The organism is Streptomyces sp. NPDC001137 (assembly GCF_040298885.1).
In the GTDB taxonomy this organism is placed as follows: Bacteria; Actinomycetota; Actinomycetes; order Streptomycetales; family Streptomycetaceae; genus Streptomyces.
Genome location: NZ_JBEPBA010000023.1, coordinates 137,859 through 159,621 on the forward strand (window position 1 = coordinate 137,859; position 21,763 = coordinate 159,621).

19 protein-coding genes and 2 pseudogenes are annotated in these 21,763 nt (G+C 70.9%); 12 read left to right on the top strand and 9 right to left on the bottom strand.

What is annotated here, in order from left to right:
* The first annotated feature begins 95 nt into the window (after nt 1-95).
* The 3 genes from ABT254_RS35360 to ABT254_RS35370 all read left to right on the top strand — a co-directional run bounded on the left by ABT254_RS35360 (nt 96) and on the right by ABT254_RS35370 (nt 3,271).
* Nucleotides 96-1,253 (top strand): sensor histidine kinase, encoded by a 1,158-nt coding sequence (locus ABT254_RS35360; RefSeq protein WP_351479497.1) that lies wholly within the window; start codon nt 96-98, stop codon nt 1,251-1,253.
* Nucleotides 1,254-1,267: 14 nt separating this feature from the next.
* Complete coding sequence (locus ABT254_RS35365) at nt 1,268-1,930, top strand: response regulator transcription factor (RefSeq protein WP_351479499.1); 663 nt, start codon at nt 1,268-1,270, stop codon at nt 1,928-1,930.
* A gap of 183 nt (nt 1,931-2,113) precedes the next feature.
* The gene (locus ABT254_RS35370) at nt 2,114-3,271 is read left to right on the top strand and encodes an ROK family transcriptional regulator (RefSeq protein WP_351479502.1); all 1,158 of its coding nucleotides are present in this window, start codon (nt 2,114-2,116) and stop codon (nt 3,269-3,271) included.
* A 69-nt stretch (nt 3,272-3,340) separates the two neighbouring features.
* Here ABT254_RS35370 and ABT254_RS35375 read toward each other — a convergent pair whose 3' ends face one another.
* The gene (locus ABT254_RS35375; protein WP_351479505.1) at nt 3,341-4,102 is read right to left on the bottom strand and encodes a GntR family transcriptional regulator; all 762 of its coding nucleotides are present in this window, start codon (nt 4,100-4,102) and stop codon (nt 3,341-3,343) included.
* 190 nt (nt 4,103-4,292) lie between these two features.
* Complete coding sequence (locus ABT254_RS35380; RefSeq protein ID WP_351479623.1) at nt 4,293-5,177, bottom strand: RNA polymerase sigma-70 factor; 885 nt, start codon at nt 5,175-5,177, stop codon at nt 4,293-4,295.
* Between the two features lie 111 nt (nt 5,178-5,288).
* Between ABT254_RS35380 and ABT254_RS35385 the strand changes: the two genes are divergently transcribed.
* Both ABT254_RS35385 and ABT254_RS35390 read left to right on the top strand, forming a co-directional pair.
* On the top strand, nt 5,289-5,942 hold the full coding sequence (locus ABT254_RS35385; protein ID WP_351479508.1) for an NADPH-dependent F420 reductase: 654 nt from the start codon (nt 5,289-5,291) through the stop codon (nt 5,940-5,942).
* A 110-nt stretch (nt 5,943-6,052) separates the two neighbouring features.
* Complete coding sequence (locus ABT254_RS35390) at nt 6,053-6,883, top strand: alpha/beta fold hydrolase (protein ID WP_351479511.1); 831 nt, start codon at nt 6,053-6,055, stop codon at nt 6,881-6,883.
* Between the two features lie 93 nt (nt 6,884-6,976).
* Here ABT254_RS35390 and ABT254_RS35395 read toward each other — a convergent pair.
* A pseudogene (locus ABT254_RS35395) lies at nt 6,977-7,822 on the bottom strand (EamA family transporter); the annotation flags it as partial.
* On the opposite strand from ABT254_RS35395, the gene pdxR reads away from it, so the two are divergent.
* The 4 genes from pdxR to ABT254_RS35415 all read left to right on the top strand — a co-directional run bounded on the left by pdxR (nt 7,813) and on the right by ABT254_RS35415 (nt 14,443).
* Nucleotides 7,813-9,234, top strand: coding sequence for a MocR-like pyridoxine biosynthesis transcription factor PdxR (gene pdxR, locus ABT254_RS35400; RefSeq protein WP_351479514.1), 1,422 nt, complete (start codon nt 7,813-7,815; stop codon nt 9,232-9,234). The pseudogene ABT254_RS35395 and the gene pdxR sit on opposite strands and share 10 nt — an antisense overlap.
* Nucleotides 9,235-9,406: 172 nt before the next feature.
* On the top strand, nt 9,407-10,987 hold the full coding sequence (locus ABT254_RS35405; RefSeq protein ID WP_351479517.1) for an alkaline phosphatase D family protein: 1,581 nt from the start codon (nt 9,407-9,409) through the stop codon (nt 10,985-10,987).
* A 192-nt stretch (nt 10,988-11,179) separates the two neighbouring features.
* Nucleotides 11,180-12,616, top strand: a complete 1,437-nt coding sequence (locus ABT254_RS35410; protein ID WP_351479520.1) for a GNAT family N-acetyltransferase — start codon at nt 11,180-11,182, stop codon at nt 12,614-12,616.
* Between the two features lie 135 nt (nt 12,617-12,751).
* Entirely contained in the window at nt 12,752-14,443 is a 1,692-nt protein-coding gene (locus ABT254_RS35415) for a DUF885 domain-containing protein (protein WP_351479523.1), read from the top strand.
* Nucleotides 14,444-14,455: 12 nt separating this feature from the next.
* On the opposite strand, the gene ABT254_RS35420 is transcribed toward ABT254_RS35415, so the two are convergent.
* The 3 genes from ABT254_RS35420 to ABT254_RS35430 form a co-directional block, all read right to left on the bottom strand.
* Complete coding sequence (locus ABT254_RS35420) at nt 14,456-15,301, bottom strand: SDR family oxidoreductase (RefSeq protein WP_351479526.1); 846 nt, start codon at nt 15,299-15,301, stop codon at nt 14,456-14,458.
* Between the two features lie 41 nt (nt 15,302-15,342).
* A complete protein-coding gene (locus ABT254_RS35425) occupies nt 15,343-15,903 on the bottom strand; it encodes an immunity 21 family protein (RefSeq protein WP_351479529.1) in 561 nt (186 codons plus the stop codon).
* Nucleotides 15,904-15,976: 73 nt separating this feature from the next.
* On the bottom strand, nt 15,977-16,459 hold the full coding sequence (locus ABT254_RS35430; protein WP_351479531.1) for a rhodanese-like domain-containing protein: 483 nt from the start codon (nt 16,457-16,459) through the stop codon (nt 15,977-15,979).
* Nucleotides 16,460-16,586: 127 nt separating this feature from the next.
* Here ABT254_RS35430 and ABT254_RS35435 point away from each other — a divergent pair, with 127 nt between their 5' ends.
* A complete protein-coding gene (locus ABT254_RS35435) occupies nt 16,587-17,033 on the top strand; it encodes an Lrp/AsnC family transcriptional regulator (RefSeq protein ID WP_030927812.1) in 447 nt (148 codons plus the stop codon).
* Here ABT254_RS35435 and ABT254_RS35440 read toward each other — a convergent pair.
* Both ABT254_RS35440 and ABT254_RS35445 read right to left on the bottom strand, forming a co-directional pair.
* A pseudogene (locus ABT254_RS35440) lies at nt 17,027-17,230 on the bottom strand (SbcC/MukB-like Walker B domain-containing protein); the annotation flags it as partial. The gene ABT254_RS35435 and the pseudogene ABT254_RS35440 overlap by 7 nt on opposite strands.
* Nucleotides 17,231-17,350: 120 nt before the next feature.
* On the bottom strand, nt 17,351-19,033 hold the full coding sequence (locus ABT254_RS35445; RefSeq protein WP_351479535.1) for a tyrosine-type recombinase/integrase: 1,683 nt from the start codon (nt 19,031-19,033) through the stop codon (nt 17,351-17,353).
* A gap of 142 nt (nt 19,034-19,175) precedes the next feature.
* Between ABT254_RS35445 and ABT254_RS35450 the strand changes: the two genes are divergently transcribed.
* Both ABT254_RS35450 and ABT254_RS35455 read left to right on the top strand, forming a co-directional pair.
* The gene (locus tag ABT254_RS35450; RefSeq protein WP_351479538.1) at nt 19,176-19,418 is read left to right on the top strand and encodes a DNA-binding protein; all 243 of its coding nucleotides are present in this window, start codon (nt 19,176-19,178) and stop codon (nt 19,416-19,418) included.
* A 293-nt stretch (nt 19,419-19,711) separates the two neighbouring features.
* Nucleotides 19,712-20,641 (top strand): recombinase family protein, encoded by a 930-nt coding sequence (locus ABT254_RS35455; RefSeq protein WP_351479541.1) that lies wholly within the window; start codon nt 19,712-19,714, stop codon nt 20,639-20,641.
* 105 nt (nt 20,642-20,746) lie between these two features.
* On the opposite strand, the gene ABT254_RS35460 is transcribed toward ABT254_RS35455, so the two are convergent.
* Entirely contained in the window at nt 20,747-21,511 is a 765-nt protein-coding gene (locus ABT254_RS35460; protein WP_351479544.1) for an MmyB family transcriptional regulator, read from the bottom strand.
* Between the last annotated feature and the right edge of the window lie 252 nt (nt 21,512-21,763).

A 21,763-nucleotide genomic window follows, 5' to 3' on the forward strand; every position in this document is an offset into this window, starting at 1 on the left:
CCGCTCGGGCGGGGTGTTCTCCTCCCCCGCCGGTGGAGAGCCGCTCCCCCACGCGGGGGAGGTCCGTTGTCAGTGGCGGCTGGCACGATGACGAAATGGCCCGCCTTCTGCGCCCGTTGCTCCGGGGGACGACGTACACACGACTGCTGCACCTGTGGGTGCCGATGCTCGTCGTGAGCGTGTGGCTGTTCATCGACATGTCGATGCCCTGGGTGCCTGCCGCCGTCCTGGTCCCGGTCGGGCTCATCCCTGCCGTGCGCATGGGCGAGGGCGTGCAGGCGCGACTGCTGCTGACGCCCGGCGAGCAGGACTCGGGTATCTCCGTGAACCCGTCCGCGACCTGGCGGGACCGGCTGCGCACCGTGCTTTGGCTCGAGGTGCGGATGGGGCTGGGCGCGGTGGCGATGGCGAGCTGCGTCTGGCTGCCGGCGCTGGTCTACGAGCTGGTCCGCGTCGCGCTCGGACACGCACCGAACGCCGCCATCCCCGTACTGGGCGAGGCCCAACCACACTGGGCGTACGCCCTGTTGGTGCCGTTGCCGCTGCTCGCGCTCTACGGGGCCGTGGTCGGCCTGGGCGAGCTGATCACCGCGGTCGCCCGCCGGCTTCTGGGCCCGTCCGCGGCCGAGCGTCTCGCGGCCCTGGAGGAGCGCACGGATCAGCTCCTGGAGCGCAACCGCATCGCGCGCGAGCTGCACGACTCCATCGGCCATGCCCTGACGGTGGCGGTCGTGCAGGCGGGCGCGGCCCGCGCGGCGGGCGACCCCGAGTTCACCGACCGGGCGCTGGGGGCCATCGAGGACACCGGGCGCGCCGCGCTGGAGGACCTGGAGCGTGTGCTCGGTGTGCTGCGCGAGGCGGAGCGGCCGGTGAGCAGCCGTCCGACGCTGGCCGAGGCGGACCGGCTCCTGCAGTCCGCGCGCGCATCCGGCGCGAAGATCGACATGGAGGTGTCCGGTGCGCTGGAGTCGATACCCGGCCCGGTCTCACGGGAGGGCTATCGCATCCTCCAGGAGGCCCTGACCAATGTGCTCCGGCACGCGGGATCCGTCCCGGTGCGCGTCCGTGTCGACGTCACGGACAGCGCGCTCGCCCTGGAAGTGCGCAATCCGCTGACCGCCGACATACCCGGGCCCGGACGGGGCAGCGGGCTGCGCGGCATACGGGAGCGCGCGGCGCTGCTCGGCGGCCGCGCGCGAACCGGACCGGACGAGGGTGACTGGCAGGTACATGTAGCGCTCCCGTTGAGTTGATCTACGCTGGCCGGATGCCGGTGACCGTTCTGCTCGTCGACGACGAACCCCTCGTACGCGCCGGTCTGCGGGCCGTCCTGGAGGCACAGCCCGACATCGAGGTCGTGGGAGAGGCGGCCGACGGGGCGGCTGTGATCCCGCTCGTGCGGCAGCTGCGACCGGACGTGGTCGCCATGGACGTGCGGATGCCGCTGATGGACGGCATCGAGGCCACGCGTGCGGTGCTCCGGACGGTCGACGATCCGCCGAAGATCCTCGTCGTGACGACGTTCGAGAACGACGAGTACGTGTACGAGGCACTGCGGGCGGGCGCCGACGGGTTCCTCCTGAAGCGGGCGCGTCCGGCCGAGATCGTGCACGCGGTGCGCCTGGTCGCCGAGGGCGAGTCGCTGCTGTTCCCCGCGTCGGTACGGCAGTTGGCCGCCGATTACGGCGACAGCGGCGGAAACCGCGCCGCCCGCGCCGCCATGGAGCGGGCCCGCCTGACCGAACGGGAGGGAGAGGTACTGCGACTGATGGCCCGGGGCCTGTCGAACGCGGAGATCGCCGCCCGTCTGATCGTCGGCACGGAGACGGTGAAGTCCCACGTCAGTGCCATCTTGGCCAAGCTGGGAGCGCGGGATCGTACGCAGGCGGTGATCGCAGCATACGAGTCGGGTTTCGTGGCACCGGGGTGAGCGGCAGCGCGCCCCCAAAGGGGCGCGGGGCCGTGACATCAGCGGCTCCGCCGCGGGGCGCGACCAGCCACGACGGCGCGACAGACAAAAGACGCCCCATCGCGGCACTACCAAGCGGCCCAACCCAGCGGAGCGACCCGGTACGATCCGGCCAACACGCGCACGAGCTGGGAGGACGGGACGTTGGGGCGGCTGACCGGCGGGGATCCCTCGCTGCTGCGAAGGATCAACTCCGCGGTGGTGCTGCATGCGCTGCGTGCCACGGACGCGGCGACACTGACGGAGATCACCCGGGTGACCGGGCTGTCCCGGCCGACCGTCGAGGGCGTCGTCGAGGGCCTCATCGAGGCGGGCTATGTCGTCGAGAAGGCGGCGGACGAGAGCGTGGTGCGACGTCAGGGGCGGCCTGCGCGGCGCTTCCGGTTCCGGGCGGAGGCCGGGCATCTGCTGGGGCTGGACATCGGCTCCCACCGGGTCGCCGCGCTCCTCGCCGATCTGGACGGGCGGGTGCTCGGCTCGGTCGCCAAGGAGGTCGACGAGACCGCTCCGGCCGACGAGCGCCTGGAGCGGCTGCGCACCGCGGTGGCCGAGCTGCTGCGCCGCGCCGGGGTCGCACGCGACTCGCTGCGGGCCGTGGGGGTCGCCTCACCCGGCATCGTCGAGGCCGACGGCACGGTACGGCTGTGCGCGGCGCTGCCCGAGTGGACGGGGCTGCGCCTCGGCGAGCGGCTGAGCCGGTCCTTCAAGTGCCCGGTCCTGGTCGAGAACGACGCCAACGCCGCAGCCGTCGCCGAGCACTGGAAGGGCGCGGCGACCGAGTCCGACGACGTGGTGTTCGTGCTGGCCGGTCTGAGCCCCGGCGCCGGTTCGCTGATCGGCGGGCAGCTGCACCGGGGCTACGGCGGGGCGGCCGGCGAGATCGGCGCGCTGCATCTGCTGGGCCGCGAGGTGACCCCGGAGACGCTGCTGTCGACCACGGACGAGCCGCTGCACCCCCTCGACGAACAGGCCGTCGCCGAGGTCTTCGCACAGGCCCGCGAGGGCGACCAGCGGGCCCGCGCGGCCGTCGACCGCTTCATCCAGCGGCTCGTCCACGACGTGGCCGCCCTGGTCCTGGCGCTCGACCCGGAACTCGTCGTCGTCGGCGGCTGGGCGGCCGGTCTGGACGGCGTGCTGGAGCCGCTGCGCCGCGAGTTGGCGCGCTATTGCCTGCGTCCGCCGAAGGTGGCGCTGTCGCTGCTGGGCGAGGCGGCGGTGGCGACGGGCGCGCTGCGGCTCGCCCTGGACCACGTGGAGGAGCAGCTGTTCGCGGTCGAGGGCACGGTGACGGGACGGCGCTGAGCCGGCGGCGCCGCAACGCGCTGTGCCCCGGAGATTTCCGGGGCACAGCAGGTCAGGCGGGACCGGGGCTCAGGAGGCCTGGCGCTCGGGCCCCTGGTGGATCTCCACGCCGCCCGAGTCGCCGAAGGTCAGACGGCAGGTGTCCGCACGGTAGGTGGCGACGGAGAGCGCCGCGGTGCGGCCCTCGGCGAGGAAGCGGGTGGTGACGACGAGGACGGGCGCCCCGGGGAGGCGGTCCAGTTCCTTGGCGTCGTCCGCGCGGGCGGAGCCGAGCTCGACGGCGCTCTCCCGGCCCTCCAGCTCCAGGCGCGCCAGCTCGCGCAGCACGGCACGCGCGCGTGCCGGTCCGGACGGCGCGTCTATGGCGGAGAGCTCGGGCACCGAGGACTCCGGGACGTAGAGAAGTTCCGCGGCGACGGGCTGGCCCTGGGAGACGCGGGAGCGGCGCACCGTGTACACGGTCTCCTCCGGGCCCGTCTCCAGTGCGGCGGCGACGGCGGCCGGCGGGGCCGCGGGCATGCAGTCGACGGCCTGCCAGTCGTCCCCGGAGGCCCCCGGCCAGGCGTGCTGCTCGGTGCCGACCGCGACGCCCACGCGCGGCGGGGCGACGGTCGTCCCGACACCGCGGCGGCGCTGCAGCCTGCCTTCCAGTTCGAGCTGCTCCAGGGCCTGGCGGAGCGTGGCGCGCGCGACGCCGAAGCGGGCGGCCAGATCGCGTTCGTTGGGCAGGATCTCGCCCACGGAGAACTCGGAGTCCAATGCCTCACTGAGCACGGTCTTGAGATGCCAGTACTTCGGTTCCGGCACCGATTCCAACTGCGTGGTCCCCACCCTGTCCTCCGCAATCGCCGTGGTCCGGCGGCGTTTTAGCGCCCTTGTTTATTAAAGGTTGTTGCACTTATCTGCGACCATAGGGCGGCCCAAACCCTTGGTCAAGACCAATCCTGGATCCCATGGGCGCTACACAGGGCCCTCGCGGCACAGGGTTCACGAGGTGTTCGTACGGAACCGTCCTCCTCGCCTACGCGGAGGCGAGCGAGAGCAGCTTGTCCGGGTTGCGGATGATGTAGAGCGACTGGATGCGCCCCTCGAAGACGTCCACCTGGAAGACGCTGTCCGGCTTGCCCGCCGACAGCACGACGACCGCAAGTCCGCCGTTGAGCTCCATGAACCGGAAGGACTGGTCCGGCACGCCCTTCCGGGCGGCCCCGACGAGGAAGCGGCCCACCTTGTCGGCGCTCTCCAGGACCCGCAACGGCGCCCTGGACTTGCCGCCGCTGTCACCCACCAGCCGCACGTCGGGCGCGAGCAGCGCCATGAGCCCTTCCAGGTCCCCCTCCGCCGCGGCGGCGAGGAACCGCTCGGTCAGCTCACGGCGCCGGCCGGGGTCGACCTCGTAGCGCGGGCGTCGCTCCTCGACATGCTTGCGGGCCCGCCCGGCGAGCTGGCGCACCGCCGCCTCGCCGCGGTCGAGCATCACGGCGATGTCGGCGTACGGGTAGCCGAAGGCCTCGCGGAGCACGAACACCGCCCGCTCCAGGGGCGACAGCGACTCCAGGACGACGAGGACGGCCAGCGAGACGGATTCGGCGAGCACGGCCCGTTCGGCGGTGTCCGGGACGGTGTCCCCGAAGTCGGTCACATAGGGCTCGGGCAGCCACGGGCCGACGTACGTCTCGCCCCGCGCCTTGATCTGGCGCAGCCGGTCGATGGCGAGGCGGGTGGTGATGCGCACCAGGTAGCCGCGCGGTTCGCGGACCTCGCTGCGGTCGGCGCCGGACCAGCGCAGCCAGGCCTCCTGGACGACGTCCTCCGCGTCGGCCACCCGCCCGAGCATGCGGTAGGCGACCCCCAGCAGGACGGGGCGGTGCGCTTCGAAGACGTCGGTCTCGGTGTCGGTGGTCACCATCCCATCCCATGCGACGCGTCCGGACATGTCTAGGAGAAATCCGCGTGTCCCGGAGCAGAATGACCCGCGGGCCCGCCGGCGGTCGGCGGCCGGACTTCGGAGGTGGCCATGCGGTACGCGGTTCTGGGCACGGGTGACGTCGGCCGCACGCTCGGCGGCAGGCTGGCACAGCTGGGCCACGAGGTGACGCTGGGCTCGCGCACGAAGGACAATCCCGCGGCCCTGGAGTGGGCGCGCACCGCGGGCGCGCAGGCGCGGGCCGGCACCTTCGCGGAGGCGGCCTCGTCCGCCGAGGTGGTGGTGGTCGCCGTCGGCGGGCGGGTGGCGCTCGCCGCGCTGGAGGCGGCCGGGGCGGCGAATCTGGACGGGAAGGTCGTCGTCGACGTCTCCAACCCGATGGCGTTCGAGGACGGGGAGGTGCGGCTGTCCCCCGTGGAGTCGGACAGCGTGGGCGAGCAGATCCAGCGCGCCTTCCCGCACGCGCGCGTGGTGAAGACGCTCAACACGGTCAACTGCAAGGTGATGGTCGATCCCGCGCTGGTGCCGGGCGAGCACCAGGTCTTCGTGAGCGGTGAGGACGCGGAGGCCAAGGAGCAGGTCCGGGGCATGCTCGGGGAATTCGGGTGGCCGCCGCACCGGGTGCTCGACCTGGGCGGCATCCGCTCGGCACGCAGTGTGGAGATGCTGCTGCCGCTGTGGCTCGATCTCTTCCGGCATCTCGGGCATGCGGAGTTCAACCTCGAGGTGCGCAGGGGCCATTGAAAGCCGTACGGCCGGGTGGCCGGCCACCGCCAGGGTCTACCCGTCGGTAGCAATTGCTGACAAGCTGTCTACACGGCGTCCGCCGGCGAGCCCAGACGAGGAGCACCCCCATGTCCGCCACCGTCTCCTTCAAGGTCCCCACCCCCAGTGGCCCACAGGCCGTGACCGTCTCCTACGCGCGCGTGGGCAGCGGCGAACCGCTGCTCCTGCTGCACGGCATCGGTCACCACCGGCAGGCCTGGGACCCGGTGGTGGACATCCTGGCGACCGAGCGCGACGTGATCGCCGTGGATCTGCCCGGCTTCGGCCTCTCTCCGGCCCTGCCCGACGGGCTCGCCTACGACCTGCCCACGACGACGGCCGTCTTCGCCGCGTTCTGCGAGGCGCTGGAGCTCGACCGTCCGCATGTGGCGGGCAACTCGCTCGGCGGTCTGCTCGCCCTGGAGCTCGGCCGCGAGCAGCTCGTGCGGTCCGTGACCGCCCTGTCCCCGGCCGGGTTCTGGTCCGAGGCCGAGCGGCGCTACGCCTTCGGCGTGCTGCTCACCATGCGGCACATCTCCCGGCGGCTGCCGCTGCCCCTGGTGGAGCGGCTGTCCCGCTCGGCGGCCGGCCGCACCATGCTGACGAGCACCATCTACGCCCGCCCGGGCCGCCGTTCACCCGAGGCCGTGGTCGCCGAGACGCTGGCCCTGGCGCAGGCGACGGGCTTCGACGCGACCCTGCGGGCCGGCAGCGCCGTCCGGTTCACCGACGACATCCCCGCCGTCCCGGTCACCGTGGCCTGGGGCACCAGGGACATGCTGCTCGTACGGCGTCAGGGGGTGCGCGCCAAGCAGATCGTCCCCCGGGCCCGGCTGGTGCGGCTGCCCGGCTGCGGGCACTGCCCGATGAACGACGATCCGGCGCTGGTCGCCCGCGTCATCCTCGACGGCAGCCGCTGACCCGGCACGCCTCGGGCTCATTGCCCCCGAGCCGAGGGCGACTCCGATGCCGACCAGCGCACTGCCGACGGCCTGCGCGGCCCCGTAGGAGCCCGTGTCGACGAGCGGGGCCGTGCAGGCGGCGGCGACCGGGATCAGGCCGGAGAACAGCGTGGCGCGCTCGGCACCGAGCCGCTGCATGCCCATGTACCAGCACACGAAGCCGACGACGGTGACGACCGCCGCCTGCCACAGCAGCGCGGCGGTCTCCGTGGCGTCGGGGCGCCGCAGCCACGCCGTGCCGTCCGCCAGAAGTCCGGCCGCCGCGGACTCGACCGCTGCCAGACCGCACACCGTGGCGGACAGCAGCCGGGGCCCCAGAGGCCGCAGAACGGGCACGGCGAGGACGGCGAAACCGACCTCGCCCGCCAACGCGCAGGCCGAGAAGCCGATCCCCGTGCCGTCCGTACGCCCCCACCCCTGGACCGTGAAGGCACCGCAGGCGACGAGCAACGCCCCGTGCAGGACCCGGCGTTGGGGGCGGCGGCCGTCCAGGAGCGGAACGAGGACGGCCACGACCACGGGCGCGCATCCCACGAAGACGCCGGGCACCGCCGGTTCCGCGGAGCGCTCGGCCGCGATGACGGCCAGGTTGAAGCCGACCATCCCGACTGCGGCGAGCAGGGCGAGGCGGGCCCACTGACGGGGCGCGAGCAGCCGCAGCCGCGCCGGCGCTCCCGGCCCGGTCAGCGGGAGCAGCAGCAGACAGGCGAGGGCGTAGCGCAGGAACTGGCCGCCCGCGTACGGGAAGTGGCCAAGGACGCTGTTCGCGGTGAAGGACCCGCCGACGAGGACACAGGCGAGCGCGGCGAGGAGGGCTCCGCGGGTGGTGGGGGCGTTCATGGCAGCGACGCTAGGCAGCGCGGCGGTCCGGTTTAAGGTCCATTTCCATGACGCCATCGGAGACCAATCGGGTCGGCACCCACGCCTGGGAGCTGCTCCTGCCGGCCGCCTCCGCGCCGGCACGCACGCGTGGACGTTCGCTGCAGGCGGCGCTGCGTGAGGCGGTGCGCACGGGGAGGCTCGCGCCGGGCACCCGGCTGCCGTCGAGCCGGGATCTCGCCGCCGATCTCGGGGTGTCGCGGGGCCTGATCACCGAGGCGTACGAGCAGCTGACGGCGGAGGGCTATCTGCACAGCGGGCGAGGTGCGGGCACCTGGGTGGGAGGCGCGGTGCGGGCCGCTCCGCCACGCGCGCGTGACCTCGCCCCGCGCTCCCCCGGCGCACGCGCGGACTTCGTGCCCGGCACACCGGATCTGTCACTGTTCCCGCGCGCCGCCTGGGCCGCGGCACAGCGCGCCGTCCTGGCCGAAATGCCCCACCAGGACCTCGGCTACCCCGATCCCCGGGGGCTGCCCCAGCTGCGTACCGCCCTGGCGGAACTGCTGTCGCGTCGCCGGGGCGTGGTCGCGGATCCGGAGCGGATCGTGGTCGTCTCCGGGGTCGCGCAGGCGACGACGCTGCTGGGATTCGCGCTCCACGCGCGCGGGTTGCGCACGGTCGGCGTCGAGGATCCCGGCAGCCCCCAGCACGACGCGCTGTATGCCTCGGCCGGGGTCACCACCGTGCCCCTGCCCCTGGACGGCGAGGGAGTCGTCGTCGGAGCGCTGCGGGACTCGGACGTTCGGGCCGTCGTGACGACGCCCTCCCACCAGTTCCCCACCGGGATCGCCTACTCGGCGCGCCGCCGCACCGAACTGCTCGACTGGGCGCGGTCCGCGGACGGGCTCGTCCTGGAGGACGACTACGACGGCGACTTCCGCTACGACCGTGCCCCCGTGGGCGCGCTGCAAGGACTGGACCCGGAGCACGTGGCCTACACCGGCTCGGTGAGCAAGTCACTCGCCCCGGGCCTGCGGCTGGGCTGGCTGCTGGTGCCCGAGGCGCTGGCCGAGGACGTCGTCGAGCGCAAGCGCACCATGGACCTCGGCCATCCCACCCTCGACCAGGCCCTGTTCGCCCGCTTCGTGGAGCGCGGCGACTACGACCGCCAACTGCGCCGCTGCCAGCGGGCGTACCGGGAACGGCGCGATGCGCTCGTGGCCGCGCTGCAGGAGCACTTCCCGGGCGCACAGGTCGCCGGGATCGCGGCGGGACTGCACGTCATCGCCCGGCTGCCGGAACGGTACGGACCCCTGGAGCGGTTCCTCGACCGGGTGACGGCGGCCGGAGTGGCCGTACGCGGGCTGGCGGACTACACGCGCAGACACGTCGAGACCGCGGACGTACAACTGGTTCTGGGGTACGCGCATCAGCCACCCGCGCGAATCCGGGACGGCATACGGCTGATGGCCCAGGCCACCGCCGTATGACCACCGGCTGACCGGCAGATGGCTCAACCCTTGCGTCGACGGGGCCACTGATATCGCACGCCAGTTCCCTTGTCTCGGTGGTCAGTTGTTCACTTCTGGTTTCCGTGTGCGCTGCGGCGCGCGAGTAGTTGTGGCACCGCACACTGGCCGGATCCCGTCCTGGAGGCCCCCTATGTCCCTTTCGCTCCCTGGTCGTCGCAGCGTCCTGCGCGGCTCCCTCGCCGCGTCGGCGGCCCTGACCCTGCCCACCTCCCTCGGCGCGGCACCGGCGTTCGCCCTGTCGGGGCGTCCCACGGCGGGCTGGGGCGTCCAGGCGGGAGACGTGACCTGCGACTCGGGGCTGGTATGGGTGCGCTCCGACCGTCCGGCCCGGATGATCGTCGAGACGTCCGCGACCGAGTCCTTCCGCAACCCGCACAGATGGCACGGTCCGCTGCTCGGCGCCGACTCGGACTTCACCGGCACCACCCGGCTACGCGGACTGCCGTCCGGGGAGCAGATCCACTACCGCGTGCTGCTCGCCGACCCGGACGACCCGCGCCGCACCGGTGAGCCGGTGACCGGTACGTTCCGCACCGCCCCGTCGAAGCGTCGCCAGGGCGTGAAGTTCGTATGGTCCGGCGACCTGGCCGGGCAGGGCTGGGGCATCAACGAGTCGATCGGCGGCTACCGCATCTTCGACGCGATGGCCAAGGTGGACCCGGACTTCTTCCTGTGCAGCGGCGACAACATCTACGCCGACGGCGTCATCCCCGCGACGCAGGCGCTGCCCGACGGCAGCATCTACCGGAACGTCACCACCGAGGAGAAGTCGCACGTCGCGACCACCCTGGACGACTACCGGGGCAACTTCCGCTACAACCTGCTCGACCGGGCGCTGCGCCGGTTCAACGCCCAGGTGCCGAACATCATCCAGTGGGACGACCACGAGGTCCGCAACAACTGGTACCCGGGCGAGGTCATCGGCACCGGCACGCCCTACCCGGCCGGCACCAGGCTCGACGACCTGGCCCTGCGCTCCCGGCAGGCCTTCTCCGAGTACTTCCCGATCTCGACCATCAGCGGGCGCCCGGACGGGCGGATCTACCGCAAGGTCAGCCACGGCCCGCTGCTGGACGTGTTCGTGCTCGACATGCGCACCTACCGCAACGCCAACTCGCCGGACAACCAGACCACGGACCCGGTCGGCATCCTCGGCCGCGAGCAGCTGGAGTGGCTCAAGCGGGAACTCGCCCGGTCCCGCGCGGTGTGGAAGGTGATCGCCAACGACATGCCGCTCGGACTCGTCGTGCCCGACCCGGTCGAGGGCAAGCCGAACTACGAGGCGGTCGCGCAGGGCGACCCGGGCGCCCCGCTGGGCCGCGAGCTGCAGATCGCCGAACTGCTGCGGTTCATCAAGCACCGGCGGATCACCGGCACCGTGTGGCTGACGGCCGACGTGCACCACACCTCCGCCCAGCACTACGACCCGTCAAGGGCAGCGTTCAAGGACTTCGAGCCGTTCTGGGAGTTCGTGTCCGGCCCGCTCAACGCCGGTGCCTTCCCGGCCAACGCGCTGGACGGCACCTTCGGCCCGGACCGGGTGTTCGTGAAGGCGCCGTCGACCGCGAACGTGTCGCCGGCCCAGGGCTACCAGTTCTTCGGCGAGGTCGACATCGACGGGGACAGCGGCGAGTTGACGGTGCGGCTGCGCGAATACGACGGCACCGTGCTGTTCACGCAGGTGCTGCAGCCGGGCCGGGTCGGCCAGTAGCTCCCGTACCCTTTCCGTGGGCCGCGCACCGGCGTCATCCCCCGGTGCGCGGTGCCGCTCCGCGGCCGCGAGTCACCGTTCCGTACGTGTGTTCGCAGCCACAAAAGGACATAACGACACTTTACCGATCAGTCACAAAGCGTTCGTGATCACGCAACACCTTTCCTTCACAGTGGTTGCATGAGTCGAGAAATGTCTGATGTGACCCGTGCGAGGCATGGCCGTCCCGTGCACCACTGGCGGCGCGACGTCGTCGAACTCGCCGCCCTGTTCACGTCCGTCGCCGTCGCCGACGGCGTGGCGAACCTGGTCGGGCACGGGCCCGACGGTCCGGCGCTGCTGGTGATCTCGGCGGTCGCCCTGGCCGCCACGGCGGCGTTCCACACATGGTGGACACGCCGCCACGGCCATGCGCCTCCGGCCGGTGATACCGACGCCCGGTCGCTGCCGCACGAGCAGCAGACCGGGCCGTCCGACGAGTCGTCGGCCACGCCGGAGACCGAGCCCGGTCAGAGCGCACTGTGGCGGATGCGGACGACGGTGAAGGACGAACCGGGGTCGCTGGCCGCGCTGTGCACGGCGCTGGCCGGGCGGCAGGTCGACATCCTGAGCCTGCAGACGCATCCGCTGGCCGAGGGCACGGTGGACGAGTTCCTGCTGCGGGCCCCCGGCGGGCTCATGGCCTCCGAGCTGACCAAGGTGGTCTCGCTGGCCGGGGGTACCGACACCTGGATCGAGCGGGCCGACGCCCACGATCTGGTGGACGCCCCCACCCGGGTCCTGGGTCTGGCCGCCCGCACCGCCCTGGACGCGGCCGAACTGCCGCTCGCACTACGGCAGTTGCTGGGCCGGTGCACCATCCGCCAGCTGCCCGCCACGCCGGTCGGCGGCGGTCGCGGTCCTGGCGGCGTGCCCGTGGAGGGGGCGCTGGAGGACACCGTGATGCGGCTGCGGGCGCCGGAAGGCGGAGTGATCACCGTGGAGCGGCCGTATCTGCCGTTCACCCCGACCGAGTTCGCCCGGGCGCGGGCGCTGGTGGAGCTGGACGCCCGGCTCGGTCCGCGCGTGCCGCACAGCCAGGACGTGCTGACGCTGCCCGAGGGCAACGAGATCACCGTTCGGCGGGCCGACGCACGTGACCTGGAGGCCGCGAAGGCGATGCACGAGCGGTGCTCGGCGCGGACGCTCGGCATGCGCTACCACGGGCCGGTCGGCGACGCGGACCGCTACCTGAGCCACCTGCTCAGCCCGCGCTTCGGCCGCACGCTCGCGGTGCAGACCGCGTCGGGGCGCCTCGTCGGCCTCGGCCACCTGCTGTGGGACGGCGACGAGACGGAGGTCGCGCTGCTCATCGAGGACAAGTGGCAGCGCCGCGGCGTCGGCGGTGAACTGCTGGAGCGGCTCGTGGCGATGGCGGCCGAGGCGAACTGCGAGAGCGTGTACGCCGTGACCCAGGCCTCCAACACCGGCATGGTCGCGGCGATGCGCGGTCTGGGGCTCCCCCTCGACTACCAGATCGAGGAGGGCACCCTGGTCATCACGGCACGCCTGCAGACGGGCCGGGCCGGCTCCCGGCTGCCCTACGAGGCGGCACAGGAGCCGGTCGGCGAGCGGATGGCACGGGACTAGGTCCCGGCACAGGCCACCTGGGGACGGCCCGGCGGGAACGCCGGGCCGTCCCGCGTACCGAGCTCCGGAGGACGTCCTACGCCCTCGGCTCAATCCGGATGACGCGCGGCAGCCACTCGTACGAGGATGGACCGCATGTCACAGACCACTAACCCGCTGCCCCGCGAGGTCGCCGACGCATACGTCGACGAGCTCATCGCCCTCGACCCGGTGACCGGAACGTACCTCGGTGTGAAGGAGAGTTCGAGCAGGCTGCCCGACCTCTCGCCCGCGGGCCAGGAGGCGCTCGCGGAGCTGGCGCGGCGGACCCTGGCGCGGCTCGACGAGGCCGAGCGGCAACCCGGCGCGGACAGTGACATCGAGCGCCGCTGCGGCCGGCTGCTGCGTGAGCGGCTCAATGCCGAACTGGCCGTGCACGAGGCCGAGGAGGGTCTGCGCCGGGTCGGGAACATGGCCACGCCCGCGCACTCCGTGCGCGAGGTGTTCACCGTGACGCCGAACCAGTCCGAGGAGGACTGGGCGGCGATCGCCGAGCGGCTGCGTGCCGTGCCGGCCGCGTACGCCGGTTACCGCGAGTCCCTCTCCCTCGGTCTGGAGCGCAAGCTGTACGCGGCTCCGCGCCCGACAGCCACGTTCGTCGAGCAGCTCACCGAATGGTCGGACACGGACGGCAAGGGCCGCGGCTGGTTCGAGGACTTCGTCGCGGCGGGCCCCGAATCACTGCGCGCGGAGCTGGACGAGGCGGCCCGCAAGGCGACCGCGGCCGTCGTGGAGCTGCGCGACTGGATGCGCGACGTGTACGCGCCGGCGATCGAGGGCGCGCCGAACACGGTGGGCCGTGAGCGCTACGGGCGCTGGACGCGCTACTTCAACGGCACGGACCTCGACCTGGACGAGGCGTACGCGTACGGCTGGGCCGAGTTCCACCGGCTGCTCGGCGAGATGAAGCAGGAGGCGGAGAAGATCCTGCCCGGCGCCGAGACGCCGTGGGTGGCGCTCGCGCACCTCGACGAGCACGGCAAGCACATCGACGGGGTCGACGAGGTCCGCGACTGGCTGCAGGGCCTGATGGACCAGGCGATCGACGAGCTGGACGGCACGCACTTCGAACTCGCCGAGCGGGTACGGAAGGTGGAGTCGTGCATCGCCCCGCCCGGCGGCGCGGCAGCCCCGTACTACACCCCCCCGACGGAGGACTTCTCCCGTCCGGGCCGCACCTGGCTGCCGACGATGGGGCAGACCCGTTTCCCGGTCTACGACCTCGTCTCGACCTGGTACCACGAGGGCGTCCCCGGTCATCACCTGCAGCTCGCGCAGTGGGCGCACGTCGCCGCGGACCTCTCCCGCTACCAGGCCACCATCGGCGGGGTCAGCGCCAACGTCGAGGGCTGGGCGCTGTACGCGGAACGGCTGATGGACGAGCTCGGCTACCTGACGGACGCGGAGCAGCGGCTCGGCTACCTCGACGCACAGATGATGCGGGCGGCCCGTGTCATCGTCGACATCGGCATGCACCTGGAGCTGGAGATCCCCGCGGACTCCCCCTTCCACCCCGGTGAGCGCTGGACTCCGGAGCTGGCCCAGGAGTTCTTCGGCGCCCACAGCAGCCGGTCTGCGGACTTCGTGGAGAGCGAGCTGACCCGCTACCTGACGATCCCCGGCCAGGCGATCGGCTACAAGCTGGGCGAGCGGGCCTGGCTGCAGGGCCGCGCCAAGGCGCGCGAGCGGCACGGCGACGCGTTCGACCTCAAGGCCTGGCACATGGCCGCGCTCTCGCAGGGCTCGCTCGGCCTGGACGACCTGGTGGACGAGCTCGCCCAGCTCTGACGGCCGGGCAGGTCAGCGGCGGAAGCCACCCTCCGAGTCGATCACCTGGCCGGTGATCCAGTCCGCCTCGTCCGTGGCGAGCCACGCGATGAGGCGGGCGGGGTCGTCGGGCATCCCCCAACGCCCTGCCGGGAAGCGGGAGGCGATCGCCTCGTACGTCTCCCCGGTCGCGTAGTCCGTGTCCACCGGGCCGGGGTTGACGGTGTTCACCGTGATCGCCCGCTCGGCGAGTGTCGTCGACAAGGAGCGCGTGATCGAGGCGAGGGCGCCCTTCTGGAGGGCGTAGGCGATCTCGCCGGGCATGCCGCCCGCGATGTCCTGGCCGGAGGTCATCATCATGACGCGTCCGCCCGGGGTGCGGGGTGGCAGTGCGGCGCGGTGCCGGGCGTAGGCCTGGACGAGGAGCAGCACCGAGCGGGTGTCGACCGCCCAGTGCGCGTCCAGCATCGTGACGTCGATGGTGTCGAGGGTGCCGTCGCTGCCGCTGAGGGCATGGTTGGCGACGAGGATGTCCAGCCGTCCGCCCAGCGCCGAGGCGGCCGTGGCGATGAGTTCGGCGGGGGCGGCCGGGTCGGCGAGGTCGCCGGGTCCCGCGAGGATCCGGGCCGCGGGATCGCCGAGTGCCGCGCGCACGGAGGCGACCACGTCCTCGGTGCGGTCGGCGCCCCAGGGCATGGCGGCGTCGTGCGGGACGTGGTGGTGCAGATAGACGCTCGCTCCGTACGCGGCGAGCCGCCGGGCCACGGCATGTCCGATGCCGGCGCGTCTGCCGGCCCCGGTCACCAGGGCGGTACGGCCGCGCAGGGGCAGCCGCTCACGGCGCAGGTCTTCGGGGGCGGGGTGCGGCAGTCGGGGCATGGACGACCATGATGGGCAACGCCTCGGACCGGCGCACGCGATTATCCGTGCTCGATCGCCGGTGCCCGACCAGCCGGGCCCGGCTGTCCGTGCTCGACGCGCCGCAGCTGGACGAGGCCGAGCCAAGTCTCCGGTCCCGGCTGGACATTGGCCGCGCGCACGGCATACCGCCCCGGTTCCAGCACCACCCGGAGGCATTCGGTCCGCTCCGTTTCGCATCCGGGCCAGGCCGAGTCGAACAGCACGACCGTGCCGGGCACTTCCCAGCGCACCTCGTGTCCCCAGTCCGCCGTGGCGAGGGCCGCGGGGACCCCCGCCAGGAGTTCGGCCTCGGAGTTCGCCGCCCACCACCGTATGAAGGTGCCGTGCTCGGGCAGGAAGGCGGTGGAGGCGGGTTCGTCGCCCAGGACCAGGGCGGCCGAGTCGCCGACCGGGAGCAGCCCCACGGATCCGTCGACCTCGCAGGCCCGGTCGTAGTCGGAGGCGGTCTCCTCGCCGTCGGCGCCCGCCCAGAACGGCAACACCGTCTCCGGCACCGCAATGAGCGGCCCACCGCCCGACTCGACCCATTCCAGCGCACCGGGTTCCGCGTATCGCACCATGGCGCAGAACCGTACACGTCCGCGGAATCCGTGAATCCGGTCCCCCGTCCTCCCGCCTCGCACCCGGCCCGGTTCAGCAGCCGCAGTCCTCCGCGTCCACCGGCGCCGTCAGCGGGTCGGCGGGGCGGCGCTCGCGGCCCTGCCAGGTCTCGTACTCGAAGCCCTCGCGTGCCCAGTACTCGAAGCCGCCGAGCATCTCCTTGACCTGGTAGCCGAGTTCGGCGAGGGCGAGCGCGGCGCGGGTGGCGCCGTTGCAAGCGGGGCCCCAGCAGTACGTGACCACCGGCACCGACTTGTCGAGGAGCTGTTCGGCCTGCTCGGGAATGAGCGCGGTCGGCAGGTGCACCGCGCCGGGGATGTGGCCCTGGTCCCAGGACTCGGTGGAGCGGGAGTCCAGGACGACGAATCCGGGGTCGCCGTCGGAGGCGAGTGCGGCGGCGACATCGGACACATCGGCGTGGAAGACGAGGCTCGCGCGGAAGTAGGCGGCGGCCTCGGCCGGGGCCGCGGGGGCCACGCGCAGGACAGGGTTGACGGCGGTCGCGGTGCTGCTCATGATCTGGCCTGCTTTCTCCGGCGTTGTCGCTACGGCAGAAAATCTACGGCTGCCGATGACCTCCCAGAAGGGGCAATCACCGGCCCGCTCCTTGCCCGGCCGTGGATTCCCCTGCTATTCCTGCGGCATGACCGTGTTTTCCCCGGACGCCACCGACTGGCGCATCCTCGACGTCCTCCAGCGCGAGGGCCGGGCCAGCTTCGCCGAGCTGGCACGCGCCGTCTCCATGTCGCCCAGCGCGGTCACCGAACGGGTGCGCCGCCTGGAGGAGGCGGGGGTGATCCAGGGGTACGCGGCCGTGGTGGACCCCGAGCGGCTGGGGCTGCCGATCCTCGCGTTCGTACGGCTGCGCTATCCGAACGGCAACTACAAGCCCTTCCACGACCTGGTCGCCGTGACGCCCGAGATCCTCGAGGCCCACCATGTGACGGGCGACGACTGCTTCGTGATCAAGGTCGCCGCCCGCTCGATGCGCCACCTGGAAGAGGTGTCGGGAAAGATCGGCGCGCTCGGCTCGGTGACGACGAGCGTCGTCTACTCGTCCCCGCTGCCCCGGCGGCCCCTCGGTCACTGACCTCGCTGCCGGACCACCGAGCCGGATCTCCCCTTGACGACCTCCAGTTGGGCGTGGATACGTCGTCTCAGGTCGGCGACATGGCTGACGATCCCGACGCTGCGGTCGCGCTCGCGCAGGGAGTCGAGGACATCGAGGACCTCGTCGAGGGTCTGGTCGTCGAGGCTGCCGAAGCCCTCGTCGATGAAGAGGGGCTCACAGGTTCGACATCCGAGGACGCACCAGCTCTGAACAGGTAAAACGGGGTACGCAAAGCCCCTCGAAGTGATCTCCGAGGAGCTTTTTTGATGGCGGGGGACGAACGGGGGACAGCGTGATCAGGCGGCGTCCTGTGCCTCATCCCGAGGGGCGGGCTGTACGACGCGCAGATGGCGATCCCCTGTCACTTCCGTATCCGAGGCGGGTGTGGCGTCTTGCTGAACCTGGTCTCCCTCGGGGACTGGGGTGGGCGACTGAGTGGAGTGTGTCTCGGCCGCGGTGGCTTGCTGATCGCTGGGCTTTTCGACGCCGTTGCGGCGCGGCACCAGGTCAACGGGGGCGTTAGCGGCTGCTTGCTCGAACTGTGGCAGAAGGCTGGTGTATGTGTCGGCGGTGAGCTGGTAGCTGCTGTGGCCGAGCAGGGCTTGGATGGCTTTCATCGACAGGCCGGCGGCCAGGCTGAGTGATGCGGCGCAGTGGCGCAGGTCGTGCAGGCGAATTGGTGGAAAGCCGATGCGCTGGATGAATCTGCCGAAGGCCTGGGAGACATTCGTAGGGTGGTGGGGACGGCCGTCGGGTCGGGTGAAGACGTAGCCGGAGTCGATGTACGGGCTGTACTTCGTGGAGTCTTGGCGGTACTTGTCCTCCCATTCGGCGCGTTGGGCTTTCTGTACGTCGCGCCAGGCTGTGAGTAGGGCCAATGTGGCGTAGTCGAGGGCGATGGCGCGTCGGCCGCTGCGGCTTTTGGGGGTGTCTTTCCACACGTTGTAGTGGGAGTCGGTGACGAGTTGCCCGGAGACGTAGGCCACGCCTTTGGTCAGGTCGAGTTCGGTCCAGGGCAAGCCTGTTGCCTCGCCTCGGCGCGGTGCTCGGTACACCATGAGGTGCCACATGATGTACATCGGGTGGTTGACGGCCGCGTCGAGGAACTGGCCGGTCTGTTCGGGCGTCCAGACCATGACGGGTCCGGGCTTCTCGCCGGTTTCGCGCCAGCGGGCCACCCGTTCGTCGGTCCATACGAGCGGTTGGGGACGCTCGTATTTGGGGATGACGACGAGCTTGGCCCAGTTCTGGGTGATCAGCTTCTCGTTGACGGCGTCGCTGAGTGCGGCGGCGAGGCAGTCGAGGTACTTCTTCTGCGAGGCGGGGCCGGTGTCCTGGCGGGGCTTCGCCCGGGCTGCCTTGAGGGCTTCGCGGGCCTGGTCCCAGGCCTGGCGTAGTTCCGGTGGCCGTGGGGTGGAAGCTTGTCTCCAGGCGTGGTGGGCGGCTTCGTATTCCAGTTTGGCGAGCTCAGCTGCTTCCCGGTTGGCTTTCTTGATGTCGTTGTAGGCCCATATCTGCTGGAACATCTCTTGGATGTGGCGGTCGCGGAGGTCGCGCAGGGGGAGGTGGCCGAGGGCGGGTTTGAGGATGCGGTTGATGAAGTCGTGGTAGTCGCCGCGGGTTTTGCGTTTGAGGTCGACGCGTTTGGCGTGCCAGCGGTCGAGGTATGCGGCGACGGTCTCCTTGCTGTCGACGTCGATGCCGCCTTGGGCCTGATCCCACAGTTTCTGTGCTTCCTCTTTGGCTTTGGTCTGGGTGAGGAAGCCGCCCTTGCGGGGGCGTCGGCGCTTGCCGCCGGGACCGTCGGGGAGCTTGACGTAGTAGTACCAGGAGCCGTGATCGCGTTTCTTGAGCAGGGGGCAGGTGGAGCCGAGTTCACGCAATGCGGGCTTGCCGTTCGCGTCGGTGATGGGCTGTCCGTCTTCGTCGAGCTTGGGTTCGGTGCACTTGCATCGCTTGTAGGTGCTGCCGTCGAACACGCGGGGTCCCCCTGAATGTGCCGGGTTGTGCCTTACGTGTCCTGATCATGCTGTAGCGAAGAGGACGCTTCCTTGGGCGCCGTAGGCTTCTGGTCAGGTGGCGCGGGGAAGAGGGATGTGACCACCTTTGTCCTCATCTGTGATGACCTTGCAGCGTACTCGTTCCGAGGGGCGTCGCGGCGGGATGTCGGTCGAGGAAGTGAAGTCCCTGCCGGCTGCGGTGAGTGTGGTGACGGCGGCTCGCGCGTTGGGGATCGGTTCGGACAAGGCGTACGAGTTGATCAGGGACGGCGCGTTCCCGGCGCAGACGATTCCACTGGGGCAGACGCAGAAGGTGTCGACGGCGAGCTTGTGGAAGGCGCTGGGGATCACCCTGGATGTGTAGCAACCTATGAGGCCCCGGGCGTAGCGTCGTTTGCGCACGTCCGGGCTCCCCTTCCGTCTCGCTCCAGCATGGGTGTAATTACTGATGATGCAACTTGCCCCGTACAGGTTGCTATGAGCCGCGTCACGTTCGGAAGCAGGCGATGCTCGCTGGCCTGCAAATATCGCATTAAGGCTGGCCAGTTCATGGGAACTTACGCATGTATGGCCCCCGCCTCGGATATACATTGGCCTATGTCAGGTCTAAGGGACTCCTAACGCGTTGTCGGCGCGAGGGGTCGCAGGTGCGAATAGTTGATCGGAGTCAGCTGCGTGGGACGGTTGTCGGGCTACGTGCGCGCAGGGGTGGTGCATCCACAGGAGGCGCCGTTGCTGCGGGAGGCCGTCACGCTGCTGTTCGGTGGCGTTTCGGAAGCCGAGGCGACGCGGTGGCTGACGAGCAAGGGCATGCTGACCCCGCGCGGCAACGAGTTCCGCCGTGAAGTTCTGCACCGCCTGCTGGTCAATCCGCGGCTTGCGGGTCTGGATGAGAACGGCGAGCCGATCGAGGGCTGGGACGAGCGGGTTCTGGAGCCGGACGTCTACATGCGTCTGCAGGATCTGTTCGTGGAGCGCAGCGAGAGGCGCGGCACGCCGCGTGAAGCCCACGAGTACCTGGTCACCGGCGGGTGCGCGGTGTGCGACGAGTGCACGCAGGGCATGATCGGCAGCCGCGCCCACGCTGAGGCCCCGCCGTCCTATAAGTGCGACGGCTGCGGGAGAACCCGCATCAACGCCGAGAAGCTCGAAGACTTCGTGGCCGAGCACGTTCTGGCTGAGCTGCTGAAGCCGGGGGCGCGTGAGCGGCTTGAGCAGTTGCAGTGTGACATCGAGGCGGAGATCGCCCGGTTGAAGGAGCACATTGCGGGTGCCGACGAGCGGTTCGCTGGCATCGGTGATCTGTACGGGCGAGGGCTGATGGTGAAGGCCGCGTTCGTCGCCGCGCAAAAGGCCAGCAAGGAAGACCTGCGGACGTCCAAGGTGCGGTTGAAGTACCTGGAGCAGATGACAGACCTGCCGATCGGTGACGTGCACGACCTGGTGACTTGGTGGCGTTCGGCCCCGTTCGCGTCGAAGCGGGGCCTGGTGCTGCTGGAGATCGAGCATGTTCGGGTCGGACGCGCGGAGGGCAGCCAGGCTCCGGAGAAGCGGGTCCTGCTTGACTGGCGGCAGCCCGTCAGCTGAACCGATATCGCGCCCTCGTTGGCGACCGGGGCGGGGACCGCACCCTGGTCAGTGATCGTGGACGCCCCTCAGCGGCTATACGCCCGGGATAGCGGAGGGCATGGCTTACTGAGCGAGGTCGCCGGGTGCAACGATCATGAGCCGGGTGTTGTCGCCCAGCCTCTGCAGAGCCACGAACTCGACTTCGGTCTCCTCGTGCTGGTGCGGCAGGTAGAGGCGGCGCCGGTCGCCGTCGGGGTGGGTGACGGTGGTGACGTCGTCGTCGAGGATTCGGCGGGCGACCGGATCGGCTTGCCTGATGTGGTCGCAGACCTGGCTGAGACGTGCGTCGTCCGGGTTCGCTTTGTGCGCGAGGCGCAGTTGTGAGGCCATGGGCTTGGCCCAGGTCTCCTCCCAGTCGATGAGCTGCAGGCGCGCTTCGGGGAAAGTGAGCGCCCAGATCATGACGTTGATGCCGTGCAGCATCCACGGGTAGTCGCGGGCAGCAGCCTCGTTGAAGACGCGTACGTCCCAGCTGTGGGTGTAGGTGTACGCGGGATATATCTGGCTGTGGACGATGGCCGCACCTACGGGGTCGATGGAGCTGGCGTCCGAGTGCGGGAGCGGTGGAGGTTCGCAGCCGTTGGCCTCCAGCCACAGGTGGGCGCGTTGCGCGCTGTCCAGGCCGAGGACGCGCACGATCCGCTCCAAGAACTCGTCGCCGACGTGATCGAGGACGCCGCGCTCCAGCTTTCCGTACCAGCCCTCGGTCACGCCCGTGAGTTCGGCCAGGTCCCGTTGGGTGAGGCCCGTGCGGCGGCGTGCGCCGTAGCGGGCGGTGAATCCGGGCACGGCGTGCGGGTCGCGTGATTCGCGCCATGACTTGAGCATGCGGGTGATCGGAGGCAGGTTCCGCGCCATGAAGGTGTAGAGCTCCCCTTAAGTAAAGAACAGGAAAAGTATTAGGGAACCCTAACGCAACTTATACGTGTGTCCGACTTGAGGGGCCTGCCGTACAAGACATGCATATTTACGCCCAGTCCAGACATTCCGACATCTCGGATAGGCGATAACCCGTACTCGCAGTGCCGGTTGTGCGGGTACCGGCACGCCTAGAACCGGCCTAACGGGCTGGAATCCGGG